The 16,279-nt window shown below is 74.4% G+C and carries 14 protein-coding genes and 2 pseudogenes; 3 read left to right on the forward strand and 13 right to left on the reverse strand.

Features of this window, described 5'->3' with window-relative positions; all coding sequences use genetic code 11:
- Positions 1-193 precede the first annotated feature (193 nt).
- The 9 genes from ABT095_RS35815 to ABT095_RS35855 all read right to left on the reverse strand — a co-directional run bounded on the left by ABT095_RS35815 (position 194) and on the right by ABT095_RS35855 (position 7,968).
- A complete protein-coding gene (locus ABT095_RS35815) occupies positions 194-418 on the reverse strand; it encodes a ferredoxin (RefSeq protein WP_350533800.1) in 225 nt (74 codons plus the stop codon).
- Entirely contained in the window at positions 415-1,683 is a 1,269-nt protein-coding gene (locus ABT095_RS35820) for an NADH-ubiquinone oxidoreductase-F iron-sulfur binding region domain-containing protein (protein WP_350533785.1), read from the reverse strand. The genes ABT095_RS35815 and ABT095_RS35820 overlap by 4 nt, the downstream gene beginning before the upstream one ends.
- Positions 1,680-2,372, reverse strand: a complete 693-nt coding sequence (locus tag ABT095_RS35825; protein ID WP_350533786.1) for a ferric reductase-like transmembrane domain-containing protein — start codon at positions 2,370-2,372, stop codon at positions 1,680-1,682. Before ABT095_RS35825 ends, ABT095_RS35820 begins: the two co-directional genes overlap by 4 nt.
- Complete coding sequence (locus ABT095_RS35830) at positions 2,369-3,304, reverse strand: FAD:protein FMN transferase (RefSeq protein ID WP_350533787.1); 936 nt, start codon at positions 3,302-3,304, stop codon at positions 2,369-2,371. Before ABT095_RS35830 ends, ABT095_RS35825 begins: the two co-directional genes overlap by 4 nt.
- Positions 3,301-3,696, reverse strand: a complete 396-nt coding sequence (locus tag ABT095_RS35835) for a hypothetical protein (protein ID WP_350533788.1) — start codon at positions 3,694-3,696, stop codon at positions 3,301-3,303. Before ABT095_RS35835 ends, ABT095_RS35830 begins: the two co-directional genes overlap by 4 nt.
- Before the next feature lie 106 nt (positions 3,697-3,802).
- Complete coding sequence (locus ABT095_RS35840; protein WP_350533789.1) at positions 3,803-5,149, reverse strand: sensor histidine kinase; 1,347 nt, start codon at positions 5,147-5,149, stop codon at positions 3,803-3,805.
- Positions 5,146-5,835 carry a response regulator transcription factor gene (locus ABT095_RS35845; protein ID WP_350533790.1) on the reverse strand — a complete coding sequence of 230 codons (690 nt, stop codon included), beginning with the start codon at positions 5,833-5,835 and terminating at the stop codon, positions 5,146-5,148. Before ABT095_RS35845 ends, ABT095_RS35840 begins: the two co-directional genes overlap by 4 nt.
- Positions 5,836-5,955: 120 nt before the next feature.
- Positions 5,956-6,651 carry a hypothetical protein gene (locus ABT095_RS35850; protein WP_350533791.1) on the reverse strand — a complete coding sequence of 232 codons (696 nt, stop codon included), beginning with the start codon at positions 6,649-6,651 and terminating at the stop codon, positions 5,956-5,958.
- A gap of 126 nt (positions 6,652-6,777) precedes the next feature.
- Positions 6,778-7,968, reverse strand: a complete 1,191-nt coding sequence (locus tag ABT095_RS35855; protein WP_350533792.1) for a globin domain-containing protein — start codon at positions 7,966-7,968, stop codon at positions 6,778-6,780.
- A gap of 292 nt (positions 7,969-8,260) precedes the next feature.
- Between ABT095_RS35855 and ABT095_RS35860 the strand changes: the two are divergent.
- Positions 8,261-9,241, forward strand: a pseudogene (locus ABT095_RS35860) (amino acid kinase family protein); the annotation flags it as partial.
- A 54-nt stretch (positions 9,242-9,295) separates the two neighbouring features.
- Here the strand turns inward: ABT095_RS35860 and ABT095_RS35865 are convergent.
- Both ABT095_RS35865 and ABT095_RS35870 read right to left on the reverse strand, forming a co-directional pair.
- Positions 9,296-10,156, reverse strand: coding sequence for a universal stress protein (locus ABT095_RS35865; protein ID WP_350533793.1), 861 nt, complete (start codon positions 10,154-10,156; stop codon positions 9,296-9,298).
- A 74-nt stretch (positions 10,157-10,230) separates the two neighbouring features.
- Positions 10,231-10,557 carry an oleate hydratase gene (locus ABT095_RS35870; RefSeq protein WP_350533794.1) on the reverse strand — a complete coding sequence of 109 codons (327 nt, stop codon included), beginning with the start codon at positions 10,555-10,557 and terminating at the stop codon, positions 10,231-10,233.
- A 289-nt stretch (positions 10,558-10,846) separates the two neighbouring features.
- Here ABT095_RS35870 and ABT095_RS35875 point away from each other — a divergent pair, with 289 nt between their 5' ends.
- Complete coding sequence (locus ABT095_RS35875) at positions 10,847-11,713, forward strand: universal stress protein (protein ID WP_350533795.1); 867 nt, start codon at positions 10,847-10,849, stop codon at positions 11,711-11,713.
- A gap of 159 nt (positions 11,714-11,872) precedes the next feature.
- Here ABT095_RS35875 and ABT095_RS38935 read toward each other — a convergent pair.
- Together ABT095_RS38935 and ABT095_RS35885 are read right to left on the reverse strand one after the other, a co-directional pair.
- Positions 11,873-12,073 (reverse strand): annotated as a pseudogene (locus ABT095_RS38935) (helix-turn-helix domain-containing protein); the annotation flags it as partial.
- A 64-nt stretch (positions 12,074-12,137) separates the two neighbouring features.
- Positions 12,138-14,681: an RICIN domain-containing protein gene (locus ABT095_RS35885; protein WP_350533797.1), complete on the reverse strand. Its 2,544-nt coding sequence runs from the start codon at positions 14,679-14,681 to the stop codon at positions 12,138-12,140.
- A gap of 476 nt (positions 14,682-15,157) precedes the next feature.
- Here ABT095_RS35885 and ABT095_RS35890 point away from each other — a divergent pair, with 476 nt between their 5' ends.
- Complete coding sequence (locus ABT095_RS35890; RefSeq protein ID WP_350533798.1) at positions 15,158-16,207, forward strand: substrate-binding domain-containing protein; 1,050 nt, start codon at positions 15,158-15,160, stop codon at positions 16,205-16,207.
- Positions 16,208-16,279 lie beyond the last annotated feature (72 nt).

Raw genomic sequence — 16,279 nt, forward strand, 5'->3', positions numbered from 1 at the left:
CGGCGGCGCCCACACCGATCCGGTGTACGGGCCGCGCCGGTCGGGTGCGTTCCTGGTGGTGGCCGAGTGCACCGAGCCGAGCGGGGTCTGCTTCTGCGCCTCGATGGGGACCGGCCCCGGCCTGCCCGGGGGATCGACGTCCGCCCGGACGGCGGCTCGGTGGTGGGCGTCGGGACCGCATCCGGGCCGTCGCTCAGGGAGGGCTGTCCTGGGCGGTGGTCCGGAGAGCCAGGCGCGGGCACGCGCGGATCGCGCGGCGGGCGTGGGCCCGCAGGCTCCGGGGAACGGCAGTGCCGTGCTGGACGGGGTAGCCCCATTCATCGAGGCTGATCAGTTCGGGGAGCAGTTCGGCGCACTGGCCGTGGCCGGTGCAGGCGATCCGGTCGATGCGCAGGCTCTCGTGGCCGGGCTTGGTCATCTCCGGTGCTCCGTCAGGTCGGTGGGCGGCACGGGCAGGGCGGCGGGGCGGCGGCAGTGGCCGTGACCGAGGTGGTGGTCGACGTCGGCCTCGAAGGCGAGGATCGCACTGGCAGCGAGGCGGGCGGCGCCGTCGGGGTGGCGGCAGGCGCCACGGCCGGGCAGCAGGCCGATGCGGCGGCGCAGCCGGTCGAGCAGGTCCGACCCGGCGTGGCCCTCGGCAAGGGCGCTGAAGTCGTCGGCGACGGCGGGGAGGCCGAACCGGCACGGGCCGCACTGCTGCGCGCCGTTGGCGGCCAGGTAGCGGAGAATGCGGGCGGTCTCGGCGAGCGGGCAGGCGTCGTGCGCCAGTGCCGCGACGACGCCGGCTCCTGGGGCGGCGGCCGGGGCGAGGCCTTCCCGGCTGAACGGCAGGGCGGCGGCGTCCCGGAGGCGCAGCCAGGTGCCCCCGAAGCCGCCGAGCAGGACGGCCTGCAGCGGTCGGTCGGGGCCTCCTGCCTGCCGGAGAAGCGCTCCGAGCGGGGTGCCCGGCTCGGTTTCGAGCACGCCGGGCCGGCGGACGGCGCCGCTGACGGTGACGAGCGCGGTGCCGGGGGAGGTGACCGTTCCCGCACTCCGGAACCAGGCAGCGCCGTGCCGGGCGATCAGGGCGAGGTGGGCGAGGGTCTCGACGTTCTGGACGAGGGTGGGGCGGCCACGCACACCTCGCTCGGAGGTGTGGAGCGGGGATGCGGTGGGGCGGGCGGGCCCTCCGCTCAGCCAGCGGACCAGAGCGGTGGATTCGCTGGTGACGTAGCCGTGCGGCAGCGCTTCCACCCGGACGGGCACGGCGTCGAGACCGGCTCGGCGGCGTTCGCCGACCGCGGCGGTCAGGGTGCGCAACAGGCCGGTGCGGGTGTCCGGCACGCACAGGTGGACCAGGTCGGCGCCGACGGCCTCGGCCGCCAGGGCCGCGCCGTCCAGGACCAGGTGGGGCACGGTGGCGAGCAGCGCAAGGTCCTTGCGGCTCAGCGGCTCGCTCTCCATGCCGTTGGCGACGACGACGGCCCGGCGGCGATGGCCGGCCACGGAGCGCAGCTTGCGCCCGGTGGGGAAGCCGCCTCCGCCGCGGCCGGTCAGCCCGGCCGCCTCCACGGCTTCGATCAGCCCGGCTCCGGGCCGTGGAGCGGGGCCATGGTGCGCAAGGTGTTCGGCCAGGGCCAGGGATCCGGCAGCGGTGGGCCGGTCGGCCGGCAGCAGCCGGGCGGAGTCCGTGGCGTGGATCATCGAAGGCCTCCGAGGGCGGCGAGGGTGAGGGCGGCGGCGCTGTGGGACCAGCCCGCCCGGAGCGGCCCGGAGGCCAGGAACGCGGTGACCGACACCGGTACGGCTCCGACCAGGAGGCCGCCGCCGAGGCGGGCCGCGCGGTGGCCGGGGCCGGCCCGGTGCAGCCGCCACCCCGCGGCGGCGGCCACGGTGGCAAGGCAGGTGGCGTAGAGCCAGAGCTGGAACGGGAGGCGGGTGTCCGTGCCGGTGCCGAGTGCGTGGAAGAGGCCGACCGGCCAGGCGGCGTACGCCAGCCAGTGCACGGCTTTCCAGCGCCGGCGGCCCAGCCGCAGCCGTAGGGCGCTGGTGATCGCCACGGCGAGCAGCAGGTCGAACGCGACGGTGCCCAGGCCCAGCCAGAGCGGCCGGTAGGAGGAGGTGAACGGTACGACCGCGACCGTCCACCCCAGGTGGGTGTAGGGATCGACGGCGGCGGTGGCGATGTGCAGGCCCAGGAAGGCGAGCGAGAGGGCGGCCAGGTTCCGGTGCAGCAGCCCGACCTCGAAGCGGCCGACAATCCTGGGCGCGGCCTGGCCGCCGACGGCGATGCCGAGGGCGACGGTCGCGGTGAGCAGGACCAGGGCGATGGTGCCGCCGGCACGGGTGGCGTACCAGAGCGGGTTGGCGGCGAGAGCGGCGGCGGTGGTCATCGGGGATCTCCTGCCGAATCCGGGGGCCAGCCGTTGAGGCGCAGGACGCCCCCGTCCAGGCGGACCAGGCGGGCGGGCAGGCCTGCCCGCCCCAGCCAGCCGGAGGCGGCCCGGCCGAGGACGACGGCCGCGGTGCTCGCCGTGTTGGCGTCCGCACAGGTGTCGGCAGCCACGGTGACGGTGCGCCAGTACGGCTCGGCCGAGCGGCCGGTGGCCGGGTCGACGATGTGGTGGACCGTCCGCCCGCCCCGGCGCCACGAGCGCACTCCCGTGCCCGAGGTCGCCAGCGCGCCGGTGGTGACGGCGACCACCGGCCCGGGGTCGGTGCCGGCGTGGTCGTCCGCCAGGCCGACCATCCAGCCTCCGGCCGGGGCCGCGCCGCCGGTGGCGATGTCCCCGCCGAGGTTGACCAGGACCGGAGCACCGGTGGCGGCGGTGATCCGGCGGGCCGCGCGGTCGGCCGCCAGCGCCTTGGCCGTCGCGCCCAGGTCCAGGGCGGTACCCGCCGGCACGAGCAGGCGCCGCGTGCCCGGATCCCATGCGAGGGCCCGCCAGCCGGTGGCCGGCCGGATGACGGGCAGTGGCACGGCATCCTGCGGACGCAGGGAGGCGAAGGTGCGGTCGTACCCGAGGCCGATCACGGCCCTGCCCACGGTGGGGTCGACCGCGCCGTCGGTCAGCTCGGCGGCGCGCAGCGCGGCGTCGAGTGCCTCCGCGAACAACTCGCTGACGGTGGTGCTCGTCCCGGCACGGGCGTTGATCCGGCTGAGTTCGGAGTCGGGGCGGAAGCGGCTGCACGCGTGGTCGATGGCGTTGAGCTCGGCCCGCAGGATCCGCTCGGCGGGGACGAGTGCCTGCGGGTCGACGGTGAGCAGGGTGGCGGTGGTGCCGAGGGCGGGGAAGGCGGCGCTGTGGACGGTGCGGTGGCTCATGACGCGCCGGTCCGGGTCTGCGGCGGCTGCGGAGTGGGGGTGGGGGCGTGAGCCGGAGGGGTGAGCGGTGCCGGGGCGGTGCTCTGCGGGGGCTCGACCGTGCTCGGGCTCGCTGTGCCGTCGTCCTGCTCCCGGCCGGCCTGGTCGTCGCCCCGCGACGGAGCGGCGGACGGTGCGGCCACGCTGGACTGCGGGGTGGGGCTGCCCCCGGCGGCCGGGGTGCCCGGGGCAGGGGTGGTCGCGTGCGCCGCGAGGTCGGCGTAGGCCAGACCGAGCGCGGCGGACCCGGCAGTGGCGGCCACGACGGTCCAGCGCGTGGCGGTGGAGACCCGTCGCATCCCGCGCTCGCGGCGTCGGGAGGCCGGGTCGGGCTCGGGGCGGGGATCGGCCATGACGGGCACTCCTCGTGGTCCGGGGTGATGTCTGCACTGACCACGCTGCATCGGGGCCCTTCTCGGACCTGCTCACAAGCTGCCTGGAACCGGTAAAGATCAGACGTCAGCGGTCCCGGAACAGTGGCAGGTCCAGCACGGCGGTGAGGCCGCCGCCGGGAGTGTCCTCGAGGCGGATGCCGCCGCCGTTGGCGGTGACCAGCCGGTGCACGATCGCCAGTCCGAGCCCGCTGCCCCGGGCCTTCGGGTTGCCGAAGCGGTGGAAGGCCTTCTCGCGCGCCTCCGAGGTCATGCCGGGGCCGTCGTCCACGACCCTCAGCCGGATCCGGTCCGCCACCTGGCAGCTGTCGACGGTGATGGTGGCGCCGTTCGGGACGGCATCCAGGGCGTTGGCGAGCAGGTTGTCCAGAACCTGCTCCAGATGGTCCGGTCCCAGTGCGGCCGGTGGGGCAGGACGGCAGCGGGCGGTGAGGTGGATACCCCGCTCCTGCGCGAGGGGCTCCCAGACCGCCACCCGGTCGGTGGCGACCTCGTCGACGTGCACCGCCACCGGTGTCGGCACCGCCTGCTCGGCCCTCGCCACCGCGAGCAGCCCGTCCACCAGCCGCGAGAGCCGGGCCACCTCCTCCTGAGCGGAGGCCAGCAGCTCGGGCGCGTTCTCCGGGCCGGCGGTCGCGAGCAGGTCCAAGCGAAGCCGCAGCGCCGCCAGCGGGGTGCGCAACTGGTGCGAGACGTCGGCGACGACCGTCCGGTGGCCGTGGATCAGGGCCTCGGTGCGGGCGGCCATGGTGTTGAAGGTGGCCGTGAGGCGGCGCACCTCGGGCGGTCCGCCGACCACGGCGGCTCGCTCACCCAGGCGGCCCTCGCCGAGGCTCCGAGCGGTGGTGTCCAGAGTGGTCAGCGGGCGCCCGACCCAGCGCGCGAGTCGGACCGACACCAGGGCCGAGGCGGCGACACCCGCCGCGGCGACCAGACCGATCCAGGCCCACGCGATGGTGATGCGGGTGTCCAGCGAGTCGGTGGACCGGGCCAGTACGACCACCCCGACCGGTTGCCGGAAGGAGCCGACGGGTTCGGCAGCCAGCAGGCGGCCGTGCTTCTCGGGCGGCTCCGGCTCACGTCCGGTCAGCGTCTCGCCGACCAGGTCCGCGACCTCGCCGGAGCGGGCGACCAGGCATGGGGTGGCGGCCGCCACCCGGCCGCCGGCGTCGTACACGGCCGCACAGTCGCCCGCCTTCGCCGCCTCGGCGAGGGCGGCGTCCATCGCGGTGGTCGGCTCCCGGTCCGACAGGTGCTCCTCGGCGGAGGAGGCGATCACCCGGGCCGCGGCCTGCGCCTTGTCCCGGAAGGCGAGGTGCTCACGGTCGGTGATGGCGAAGCCGAGCGGCACCGCCGCCGCGGCGATCACCAGGACGGTCAGCGTGAGCAGAGCCAGCACGATCCGGCGGGTCACGGTCCCCCCGTGATCTCGCCGAGCCGGAAGCCCCGGCCGTAGGCGGTCTCGATCAGGCCGGGGACGTCGAGTTTGCGCCGCAGCGCGGCCACGTGGACGTCCACCACCTTGGTCGGTCCGTACCAGTGCGCGTCCCAGGCGCTCTCCAGGATCTCCTGGCGGGTGACCACCCGGCCCGGGTCGGCGGCCAGGCAGGCCAGGATGTCGAACTCCTTGGGCGTCAGGGCGACCTCCCGGCCGTCGACGGTCACCCGGCGGGTACGCCGGTCGACCACCAGGGGCCCGTGGCGCACCGGCTCCTGCTCCGAAGGGCGGGTGCGGCGCAGCACCGCCCGCAGCCGGGCCAGCAACTCGGCCAGCCCGAAAGGTTTCACCAGGTAGTCGTCGGCCCCCTCGTCCAGGGCCAGGACCCGGTCGGCCTCCTCACCGCGCGCGGTCACCGCGATGATCGCCGGGTCCGCCCGCTGCCGGATCCGGCGGCAGACCTCGACCCCGTCCATGTCCGGCAGGCCGAGATCGAGCAGCAGCACGTCCGGGGCGGGCACCGCCAGCGCGGCCCGTCCGGTGTCGACGCTCTCCGCCTGGTACCCCGCCTGCCGCAGGCCGCGCACCAGCGAGTCCGCGATCACCGGATCGTCCTCGACCACCAGCACCCGCAGGGCGGCCGGTTCGGTTGCCGTACTCATCTCGTCGTCCACTCCTGCCCCAGGCAGCGGCTCGGTCACCACCCATTGCCATGGTGCCCCGCGCGGGGGGCGAGCCGCTTGGGCCGAACAGTCCCCGGCGGTGGGGCCCGGTCGGGGGTGTCAGTGCCCTGGACCGACCGCATGACGGTGTCCGCCCGGAGCACGCAGGCCGTGCTGCGCCCTTCCGTCCGTCCAGTGGGTCGCCAGGGCCGGCCCGTAGAGTGCCGGCGCCGTGCCGACGCAGAGGGAGAGCGCCAGTGCGGTCCAGCGCCACCCACGTCCTGGCACCGGGCCCGCGCTCCGCCGCGACGTGCGGCGACGGGGCAGTTCCGCGCCGACCAGCCTGGGCAGGCGCCAGACGTGGGCCAGCACGTGCAGGCCCACGACTCCCACCCAGCACACGAAACTCGCCTTGTGCAGGAACAGGACCGGGAGCCCGCCCGCGTCCCGGCCGCCCAGGGCCAGCGTGCACCCGGTGGCGAGCACCGCGACGGTGAGGGCCACGAGCAACGGTGCGAGCAGCCGCAACGGCGTCACCGGAGGCCGCTCGCGGCGGTAGGCCGGAGCGCCCGTGTAGTAGCGGGCGAACCGGTGGCCGGTGACGAGCACCTTGAGGCCGACCGGCCCGAGCAGGGCCAGGCCGAGGACGAAGTGCCAGCTGAGCATGGTGTCCAGGAACAGGATCGTCACACCCTGTGCGGCGAACAGCACGAGAAGGAGGGCGCCGGTCAGCGCGGTCAGCCGCCTGTTCCCCTCCGGGCCGGACTCCACCGCCGTTGTCCCGGTCGGGGGCTCCGTCGTGACGATTCTGGACACTCATCCGCCCCTCGAGCTGAACGCCGTGCACTCCTGCCGTCGGCGGGCCGACTGCGGTGGACAGTCTGCCCGACCACTTGCCAAGAAGTGGTTCAGAACCGGGCCGGCCCGCGGTCGGGGCGGGTGTCAGCCCAGGTGGGGGAGCCACAGGTCGGGGCCGAAGAGTTCGTAGTGGACGGCGTCGGCGTGGATGCCGTGGTTGAGGAGTTGGGCGCGGACGGTGCGGAGGAAGGGGAGTGGGCCGCAGAGGTAGGCGGTGGTGCTGTCGGGGATCTCGATGCCGGTGAGGTCGACCAGGCCGGTGCGGTCGGTGGGCCGGTCGTCGGTGGGGTGCTCGTAGAACACGTGGGCGGTGGCGCCCGGGAGGGCGCGGACCAGCTCGGCGAGTTCGGTGCGGAAGGCGTGGGAGCGCTCGTCGCGGTCGGCGTGGATGACGGTGATCCGGCGGGTGGACCGGGCGGCGGCCAGGTGGGTGAGCATGCCGATCATCGGGGTGCAGCCGATGCCGGCCGAGGCGAGCAGCAGCGGGCCGTCGCCGTCGGTGAGGGTCACGGTGCCGAAGGGCGGGCTGAGCCGGAGGACGGCGCCCGGGAGGACGTGGTCGTACAGGTGGTTGGAGACCTCGCCGGCCGGGGTGCCGGTGAGCCGGCGGACGGTGAACTGAAGAGTGTCACCGGGGTCGCCGGAGAGGCTGTACTGGCGGATCTGGTGGGCGCCGTCGGGCAGTTGGACCTGGACCGAGACGTACTGGCCGGGGCGGAAGGACGGCAGCGGTGAGCCGTCGGCCGGGCGGACTCGGAAGGTGACCACGTCGGCGGTCCGTGTCAGCCGGTCGACGACCGTCCAGTCGCGCCAGACCTGGCCGCCTTCGGTGGCGGCCTGCTGGTACAGCCCGCGCTCGGCGGCGATGAGGGTGTCTGCCATCAGCCAGTAGACCTCGCTCCAGGCGGCGGCGACCTCCGGGGTGACCGCATCGCCGAGCACCTCGGCGATGGCCTCGAAGAGGTGGGTGTGCACGATCTCGTACTGGTCGGGGGTGATGCCCACCGAGGCGTGCTTGTGGGCGATCCGGGCGAGCATCTCGTCCGGCAGCCCGGCGGGTTCGGTGACCAGGGCCGAGGCGAAGGCGGCGATCGACCCGGCGAGGGCCTGGCGCTGGGTGCCGTTGGCCTGGTTGCCCCGGTTGAAGAGGTCGCGGAGCAGTTCGGGGTGGGCGGTGAACATCTTGGCGTAGAAGAGCGGGGTGATGTCCTCGATCGCGGCGGCGACCACGGGCAGGGTGGCCTTCACGACGGCGGCGGACTGGGCGGAGAGCATCAGGACTCCTGAGGGGGTGGAGGGGCGTCGGTGGGGCGGGGTGAGGAGACGGACACGGCGCAGCCGCCCGGGAGTTGCGCGGATGATGGGGATCGGTCGACGCCGCTCCCGGGCGGCTGTGCCATGCTCGGCCGGGGCCGGTGAGTACTGCCAGGGCCGTTGGTCCCGGCTCCGGGAGCCCGACGGTCCCGCCACGCCCGGCTGGTGAGTTCGGGTCAGGAGCGGGAGCCGGGGCCCGGACGGGGGGCCCTTCCGGACCAGACGGGCTCGAACCGGGCCCAGGCGCGCGCTGCCGTACCAGGTGAACGCCAAGACCCTGGCGGCCACCGGCAACCCGGAGACGGCCTTCCTGCACTGCCTGCCCGCCCTGCACGACCGGCGCACGGAGCTGGGTGCGGAGCTCGGGGAGCAGTACGGCCTGGACGGTCTCGAAGTCACCGACGAGGTCTTCGAGCCGGCCGCATCCCTGGTCTTCGAACAGGCCGAGAACCGGGTGATCACGCACGGCAACGGACCGCAGATCGGCCTGCTCGCCGCCGAGAGCGGGACCGACCCGGTGCTGGCCGTGCCCTACCCGCTGGACGTCCTCGGCGCCCAGACCCAGGGCATGATCGGCACCCTGCTCGCCCGTGAGCTCACCGCCCGGCTGCCCGGCCGCAGCGTCGCCGCGCCGGTCACCCACACCGAGATCGACCCGCACGACCCCGCGCTGAAGCACCCGGACAAGTTCATCGGCGGTCGGCTCACCGAGCGGCAGGCCAGGATGCTGGAGCTCGACCGGGGCTGGACCACCGGCCACGACGGCGCCCACCTGCGTCGCACGGTGCCCTCGCCCCGGCCGGTAGCGATCACCGAACTGTCGGTGATGCGTGCCCTGTCGGCTGCCGGAACGGTGGTGATCGCAGCCGGTGGCGGGGGCGTCCCGGTCGTCCGGGACGAGGACACCGGGCGGCTGCGCGGCATCGAGGCCGTGATCGACGAGGACCGCACCGCCGAACTGCTCGCGGAGCAGCTGGACGCCGACGCGCTCCTGGTCCTCACCGACGTCACCCACGTCTTCACCCGGTCCGGCACCGCTCACCCCGGCCCGCTGGTCACCGCCACTCCCGCACAGCTGCGGCGGTTGGAGCTGCCGGCGGGCTCGATGCGGCCCAAGGCGGAGGCGGCCGCCGCCTTCGTCGAGCGCACCGGTCGGCTGGCCGCGATCGGCCCGCTGGACGACGCGCTCGGCACGGTGCTCGGGACGACCGGCACCACCGTCCACGGAGCCTGAAAACGGTGCCGGCCCCCGAGGGTTCGGGGGCCGGCACCGTTTTCGTAGCGCGGCTCAGTCGTGCGGGACGACCGCGACCGGGATCGGGGTGTGATGGAGGACCGCGTGCGCGACCGGGCCGAGGTGCATCCCGGCGCGGTGCGAGCGGCGCCGACGGCCCACCACCAGGAGCGCGGCCCCGACGGAGAGATCCCGCAGGACGGCGGGGGCAGGCCCGACCCGGCTGTCCTCGACCAGCTCGACCTGCGAGTACTTCTCCCGCCAGCCGGTCAGCGCATCGGTGAGCAGTTCGCGCTCGAGCGCGCGGAACTGCTCCAGCCCGTTCTCCGGCGCCACGCCACGGGCGTATCCCCACACCGGCGGCACCGCCCAGGCGTGCACGGCGCGCAGCGTCGCTCCGCGCAGGGCCGCCTCGCGGAAAGCGAACTCGAGGACGGTGGGATCAGGTGCGCTGGTGTCCACGCCGACCACGACCTCCGGCTGGTCCGGCAAGCCCGGCCGCTCGGCGGAGCCGGCCGGGACGAGCACGGTCGGGATCTCGCACCGGGCGGCGGTGGCCAGGCCGACCGAGCCGAGCAGCAGCCCGGTGAAGCCGCCCAACCCCCGGGAACCGAGCACGAGTAGCTCGGCCGCCTCGGCCTGCCTGAGCAGCGGTTCGACCGGCTCGTCGGCCTCGACCACCGAGGTCTCGATCTTCAGACCGGGGTGGGTGTCATTGATCTGACGCTCAGTCAGTTCCATCATCCGGTCGGTCAGGGCACGGACGTCCGGACTGCCCGGGAGGCCGTCCAGCCAGGTCCGCACGTGCACCAGGCGCAGTGGCAGGCGGCGCCGGCGGGCCTCGTCGGCGGCCCAGCGGGCGGCGACGGCGCTCTCGGGCGAACCGTCGACAGCGGCAAGCAGGGGGCGGGTCATGGGAGTTCCTCTCCTGAAGGGGGTGGGTCGGACGAGTGCGGTGCGCAGTGCGGCGAGCACGGCGGCCGGGTCGGTCAGGGCGCGGTGGACCGGGGGGACGGGCAGGTCGAGGCCGAGCAGCTGGTGAACGGCGTGTTGCGGGCGCCGTGCGGGATCACGGACGGGCGGTCGCCCGCCGAGCGGCGGGCGACCCGACTGGTGATGTACGGCATCGTCGCGGTGGCGACGGTGGTGGTGAACCGCAGCTTGTCGGCGAGGTCGGTGAAGCCGAACCGGCCGAGTCGTCCGTGGCCCCGGAGAGTGAAGACGCCCCCGGGCCGACCGTCGAGGTGAGGCGGGCGCGGGACGACGACGGGCGTCAGCCGGGGCGAGCCCTTGGTGGTCCGTCCGCTGTTGATCACGTCGTGTCCCAAGCCTCGTGGTGCCACCCGCGCGTTCTGCGGATGGCACCCAGCCTCGGACAGCCGGGCGGGCCCCGGGCAGGGCCGGGAAGTCCCGTCCCCGGGGCCACTGGTCCCGGGGGCGGAGGAGGCTCACCTGCGATGCATGACGTGGAGGGCCTCCCCCAGGAGGCGCGCCCGGGACCTTCGGGCCGGGCGGTCGGCACCGCAGGGCCCTGCCGCCTGCGCCGGGCGGGCTGTCAGCGTCGGGCGGGCCGGTGACGGACCGGCAGGGACCGAGGAGGAACGAATGAACAGCCTCGAGCAGGGAGCAGTAGTGGTCGGTGTGGGCCGCCTGACGGCCGGCCGGCCGGCGCTGGCCTGGGCCGCCGAGGAGGCCGCGCGCACCGGCCGGGCGCTGCGGCTGGTCCACGCCCTGGAGCATCCGCAGGACGACGGGGAGGCGCCGGGCCTGCTGGCGGAGCACCTGCGTGCGGGTGGCGACGTGGTGCTGGCGCAGGCGCGCAAGTTGGTCGAGGAGTGGCAGCCCGAGGTGGTGGTGGAGCCCCGGGCGGTCGCCGGGCGACGAGCCCCGGTGCTGCTCGCGGAGGCGGCGGACGCGGCGCTGCTGGTGGTCGGCGCCAAGCACCGGCCGGTAGTCGAGCAGGTGCTTGCCCTGCCGCCGCTCGCCGTGCCGCTCAGCTCCCACGCGCGCTGCCCGGTGGCGGTCGTGCACGAGGACGCCGCCGTGGCGGTCGGGCGGCCGGCGGTGGTGGTCGGGGTGGACGGCTCGCCGAGCTCGCTGGCGGCGCTGGCGCACGCCTTCGCCCGGGCGGAGCGGGATCAGGTGCCGCTGCGGGTGGTCCGAGTGGTCCGGGCCAGGACCGAACCGGACTCCGGCGGGCGGGAGGAGGCAGTCGACCGGGCCGAGGCCGAGCTGCTGCGCTCGGCCGCCGAGCTGTGCGCCAGGCACCCCCGGGTGGAGGCGGAATTCACGACGACGCTCGGCCGCCCGCTGGGCACCCTGCTGCGCGAGGCGGCCGGTGCGCGGTGCCTGGTGGTCGGTGCGCGTGGCAGGGGCGGGTTCCGGGGGCTCCTGCTGGGGTCGGTGAGCCACGCGCTGGTGGAGCACACAGGCTGCCCGCTGATCGTCGTCCCGGCGGTGGAGGCGGGCTGACGGCACGTGACGGGGCCCCGACCACGGCGGTCGGGCCCTTCGTCCTGCTCCGGAGCGTCATGGCGCGAGGCCGCGGCGGCGCAGCAGGGGGACGGCGATGGCCAACCCGGTGAGGCCGACGGGCGTCAGGACGGCGAGCGGGCCCCAGGCGAGGGCGCCGCGGATCTCCCGGCTGATCGTGGACGGGCTGCGGCTCAGCTCGACCGTAATCGCGCTGATCGTGGCCTTCTGCCGAAGCCGGTCGGCGATGCGGATTTGGTCCGCCTCGCACAGGTACCACGACGGGCCGGAAGGTTCTGCCACCGCGTCAAGCGGTAGCAGAACCTTCCTCTGCGCGCCGGTGGGCTTGCGCCCGTTGCGCTACCTCTGGCCGGTCCGCCGTGGAACCCAAGGTGTGTACGGGCCCTGGGGCGGGTGGCGGTGGTCAGCCGGCGGTCAGGCTGAGGTCGTCGCAGGTGGAGGTGGCGGAGGCGGACGGCAGGTAGCAGAACACCGTGGCGGTGGTGTTGCCGGGGCCGGTGGTGAAGGGGACGGACACCGCCGTCCAGCCCGTGGCCGAGCTGTGGACGCCGACCTGGGCGCCGCCGAAGTTCTTCACGCCGAAGCTGGTGGAGCTGCCGGAGTCGGCCCGGACCCAGCCGGAGTAGGTGTAGGTGGTGTTGGGCGTCAGCCCGGTGACGGTGTACTCCATGGTCGCGTAGTCACCGGCTCCGGACTTCAGCTGGAGGTCGTGGGTGGGGCTGTGGGCGGCGGTGTCGGTGACGACGGTGGCGTTGTGGGCGGTCCAGCCGGGCAGGTTGCCGGACTCGAAGTTCCCGGTGGGCAGGAGGCCGGCCGGGCCGGAGACGGTGGGGAAGGTGAGCGTCTGGGCGTTCACCGCGTGGGTGTCGCCGGCGGTGCCGGGGTTGGTCCAGTCCCGTTGGGGCGCGGTGGCGGCGCTGCCGGAGCCCAGGCTGAGGGCCAGGCCGCTGTAACGGTTGACCAGTCGGTAGCTGCCGGCCGGCAGGCCGGTGTCGTTGACGGTCTGCAGGAACCACTGCCGGCCGACGCCGCTGCCGGTGCCCGGCGTGAGCGGCGCGCTCCAGGCCCGGCCGGCGTCAGTGGTGTCGTCGACACCGATGTTCTGGCCCGAGGCGGCGTTGGTGACGGTGAAGAACCCGTCACCTGTCGGGGTGAAGGTCCAGCCCTGCGAGGGGGAGGTGCTGCTGGTGAGGCTGGTGCCGGACTGCACCAGGTACTGGCCGTTGCCGGCGGCGATCCCGTACGCGGTGCCCGGGCTGACGGGCGGGACGGGCAGGTCGGCCGGTGCGGCGTCGATCGTGGTGGTGACCCACTCGGTGCCGCTGGTCGGGGTGCAGCTGTACATGCAGTAGTTGCGGAAGGTCTTGCCGACCAGGTAGTTGGCGGTCCTGCTGGTGCCGTCCAGCAGCGACCGGTACCAGGCGCCGCCACTGGGGTTGCTGACCGTGCCGATGTCCGTCCACTTCTGGGTGGCGAGGTCGGCGGTGGTGTAGACGTGCAGCGGGCTGGAGGTGGTGGGGTTCTCCGGGCGCGCCATGCTGATGTACCTGCCGAGGTAGGCGTCGTAGGCGACGTCCAGCCAGGCCAGGGGCGCGGCGCTGGGCAGTTGGCCGGCGGTGAGCTGCTGGGCGGTGGTGCCGGTGTCGGACGGGTTGTAGGCGTCGTTGATGTACCCGGGAGTGGTGCCGTCCGAGGCGATCAGGTCGGCTTCCTTGCCGCCGGTGCCCGGCTCGGTCCAGGCGCCGTTGTACCACTTCGTCCAGGAGGAGGGCGCCATCTTGGCCGAGATCGGGGCCCGGGCGACGTGGCCGAGGTCGACCCGGCCGCCGCCCGCCTGGTTGAGGATCTGGGTGTCGTAGTAGAGGTAGAAGTAGCCGGAGGCGTGGTCGACGAAGAGCTTCGGGTCGCCGTCGCCGTAGTAATAGGTCTGGTTCGGGAACTGGGCGCGGCCGTCCTTGGCGGGGTCGTTGCAGGCGGCGAGCTGCAGCGCGGTGGAGCCGTCGATGCAGTTGGTGGTGCCGGCCGGCTTGATCTGTCCCTTGGCCCCCGAGGCCGGCGTGGCGAACGCCTGGGTCGTGGGGAAGGCCCCGCAGCTCTGGAGCGTGAAGGTGGCGCCCGCGCCGGTGCCGGAGGCGGTCAGGCACAGGCCGGAGGCCGGGTTGACCAGGGTGGTGCCGGTGACGGTCCACTTCTGGTTGCTGCCCCCGGTGCAGCCGTACGTACCGATTGCGGTGCCGGCGGTGGTGCCGCCGCCGGTGACGTCCAGGCACTTGCCGCTGCCCAGCCGGACACTGCCGTCGGCGGCCATGGTCCAGAGCTGGTCGTTCGCCCGCCAGGTGGTGAACGGCGAGGTGATGATGTGGTCCAGAATCGTCCAGGTGGCGCCGTGGTCGGTGGACTGCGCGTAGTCGATCGAGTCGTAGTGCAGCCCGTCGCCGAACGGCGAGGGGGTGAACTCGTTGTGGACGGGCCCGTACCAGGTGCCGGTGTCCGGGTCGATCCAGACACCGATCAGGTCGCAGTAGTTGCGCTCGGCGTACCCCGAGGTGGGGGAGCCCTTGGGGTCGTAGGCGGACATCAGGCCGGTGGGGCTGTTGTTGCAGCGCACCGTGGTGTCGGCGTTGTCGGCGGTGGCGGAGATCGCGGCCTTGGTGACGGCCGTGTCGATGTCCGTCCCGGTCCAGAACTGCCAGGCGCGGCCCTGGCTGCCGCCGTACAGCGAGTGGGAGGACTGGAAGTAGAACTTGCCGTTGCTGTCGATGAAGGGGTAGGCCGGGGTGTCGTCGGCGTAGGCATAGGTGCCGGTCGCGCCGGTGGTGATGGTGTACGCAGGGGTCGCGGCCGCGGCGGGCGGTGCGCCCCCGGTGCCGGCCGCGGTGGCCGCCAGGGCCAGGGGGAGCAGGGCAGCGAGCGCTGCCCGTGCTCGGAGCACAGTTCGTGACAGCATGTGCGTCCTCCGGGTGGGGGTCGGGGAAGCCTGGCCGGCTGAGGCGGGTGGCCTGCCGCGCGCAGCGGGGCGGAGGGGGAATTCCGGTGCCAGGACTGGGGTTCGGGACCGGTTCGCGGCGGTCGTCCGATGCGCAGAAACCTAGGATCGGCGGCTGCTCCGGACAAGCTGCGGGCGGCACATGAATGGCACATGACTGCACCTGTAGAGCGATCGGTTGCTCATATTCGATCGAATGGTATTGACGTGGTCATCTGATCGCTCTTACCGTGAGCGGGGTCGTCCGAGCCGGATTTCGGGGAGTGCGGTTCCGTGCGAAGGAGTCCCAGGTCTCTCGCGATGACCGGTCGGCCCCTCCCGGAGCTGGCCCTGCCCGGTTGGTGGTCGCTCTTTCGATCGATTGGCGATCGAATGATAGAAATTGATCCGACCGGATTGGTGCAGAACGGCGTCGGACGCCGGGGGAGGGGAGGCCCGTGAGCGTGTCGGCGGAGGTCCGGCGGGGGTGGGTCACCCGCGCGGTGCGCCAACTCGGGACGGTGCGTGTCGTGGATCTGGCCCGGCAGCTCGGGATACCCGAGGTGACCCTCCGTCGGGACATCGCGTCGCTCGCCCGGGCCGGCCTGCTGCGTCGCTCCCACGGCACGGTCTCGCTCCCGGCGGGGGCCCTCCCGGTCGAAGGGCGCGGGAGGGTGATCGGGATGCTCGTGCCCACGGTCGGCTCCTACTTCGACGAAGTGATCGCCGGTGCGCGTGCCGCGGCCGCGGCGGCGGGGGCCCGCCTGGTGCTGGGCATCGCCCCGTACGAGTCCCCGGACGACCGCGCGCAGGCGGGGCGGCTGTTGGAGTCCTCCTCCGTCGACGGGCTGCTGCTGACCCCCAACTGGGGCCCCGAGGGCCGTGACGGGCACTTCGGCTGGCTCGACGAGCTGCCCGTGCCCGCCGTCCTGGTCGAACGCCGGGCGGCCCCGGGCGGCCCCGGCGCCGCGCTGGACGCCGTCGGCTCCGACCACCGCCACGGCGTCCTGCTCGCCCTGCGGCACCTCGCGGCGCTCGGCCACCGGGCTGTGACGCTGTGCGCCCGTACCGACACCGCTACCTCGCACCAAGTCCGGCTGGGCTATGCGGAGGCCGTGCGGCTGCTCGGCCTCGAACCGCAACCGCCCGTCGACCTGGACTCCGGCCCCGGCCAGGGGGGAGTCGAGGAGTCCGCCGACCGGATCGCGGCAGGCGTCGCGGCGGGCGTGCGGGCCGCACTCGTCCACAACGACCACGCCGCGATCCAGCTGCCCCCGCTGCTGCGGGCCCGGGGCCTGAAGCTGCCCGACGACCTCGCCCTGATCTCCTACGACGACGTGCACGCCGCGCTCGCCCTGCCCGCGCTGACGGCGGTGGCGCCGCCCAAGCACGCGGTCGGCGCGGTGGCAGCGCAACTGCTGCTCGGGCGCCTCGAGGACGCGAGGCGGCCGGTGCGCCGGATCGACCTGCTGCCGGGGCTCAAGGTCCGTGGCTCCTGCGGAGCCTGACAGAACGCCACAGGGGGCGGTACGGTTATGGTGAGCGCGTGCCCCCCCCCGCGGAGGGAGACCGCGCGGGGC

Origin of the sequence: Kitasatospora sp. NPDC002227, assembly GCF_040296285.1 — a bacterium.
Classification (GTDB): domain Bacteria; phylum Actinomycetota; class Actinomycetes; order Streptomycetales; family Streptomycetaceae; genus Kitasatospora.

Coding starts and splice junctions, on each gene's coding strand:
- ABT095_RS35820 (WP_350533785.1), bottom strand. CDS start 1,683: ATGATCCACGCCACGGACTCCGCCCGGCTGCTGCCGGCCGACCGGCCC.
- ABT095_RS35825 (WP_350533786.1), bottom strand. CDS start 2,372: ATGACCACCGCCGCCGCTCTCGCCGCCAACCCGCTCTGGTACGCCACC.
- ABT095_RS35835 (WP_350533788.1), bottom strand. CDS start 3,696: ATGGCCGATCCCCGCCCCGAGCCCGACCCGGCCTCCCGACGCCGCGAG.
- ABT095_RS35830 (WP_350533787.1), bottom strand. CDS start 3,304: ATGAGCCACCGCACCGTCCACAGCGCCGCCTTCCCCGCCCTCGGCACC.
- ABT095_RS35875 (WP_350533795.1), top strand. CDS start 10,847: ATGAACAGCCTCGAGCAGGGAGCAGTAGTGGTCGGTGTGGGCCGCCTG.
- ABT095_RS35815 (WP_350533800.1), bottom strand. CDS start 418: ATGACCAAGCCCGGCCACGAGAGCCTGCGCATCGACCGGATCGCCTGC.
- ABT095_RS35855 (WP_350533792.1), bottom strand. CDS start 7,968: ATGCTCTCCGCCCAGTCCGCCGCCGTCGTGAAGGCCACCCTGCCCGTG.
- ABT095_RS35865 (WP_350533793.1), bottom strand. CDS start 10,156: ATGACCCGCCCCCTGCTTGCCGCTGTCGACGGTTCGCCCGAGAGCGCC.
- ABT095_RS35885 (WP_350533797.1), bottom strand. CDS start 14,681: ATGCTGTCACGAACTGTGCTCCGAGCACGGGCAGCGCTCGCTGCCCTG.
- ABT095_RS35845 (WP_350533790.1), bottom strand. CDS start 5,835: ATGAGTACGGCAACCGAACCGGCCGCCCTGCGGGTGCTGGTGGTCGAG.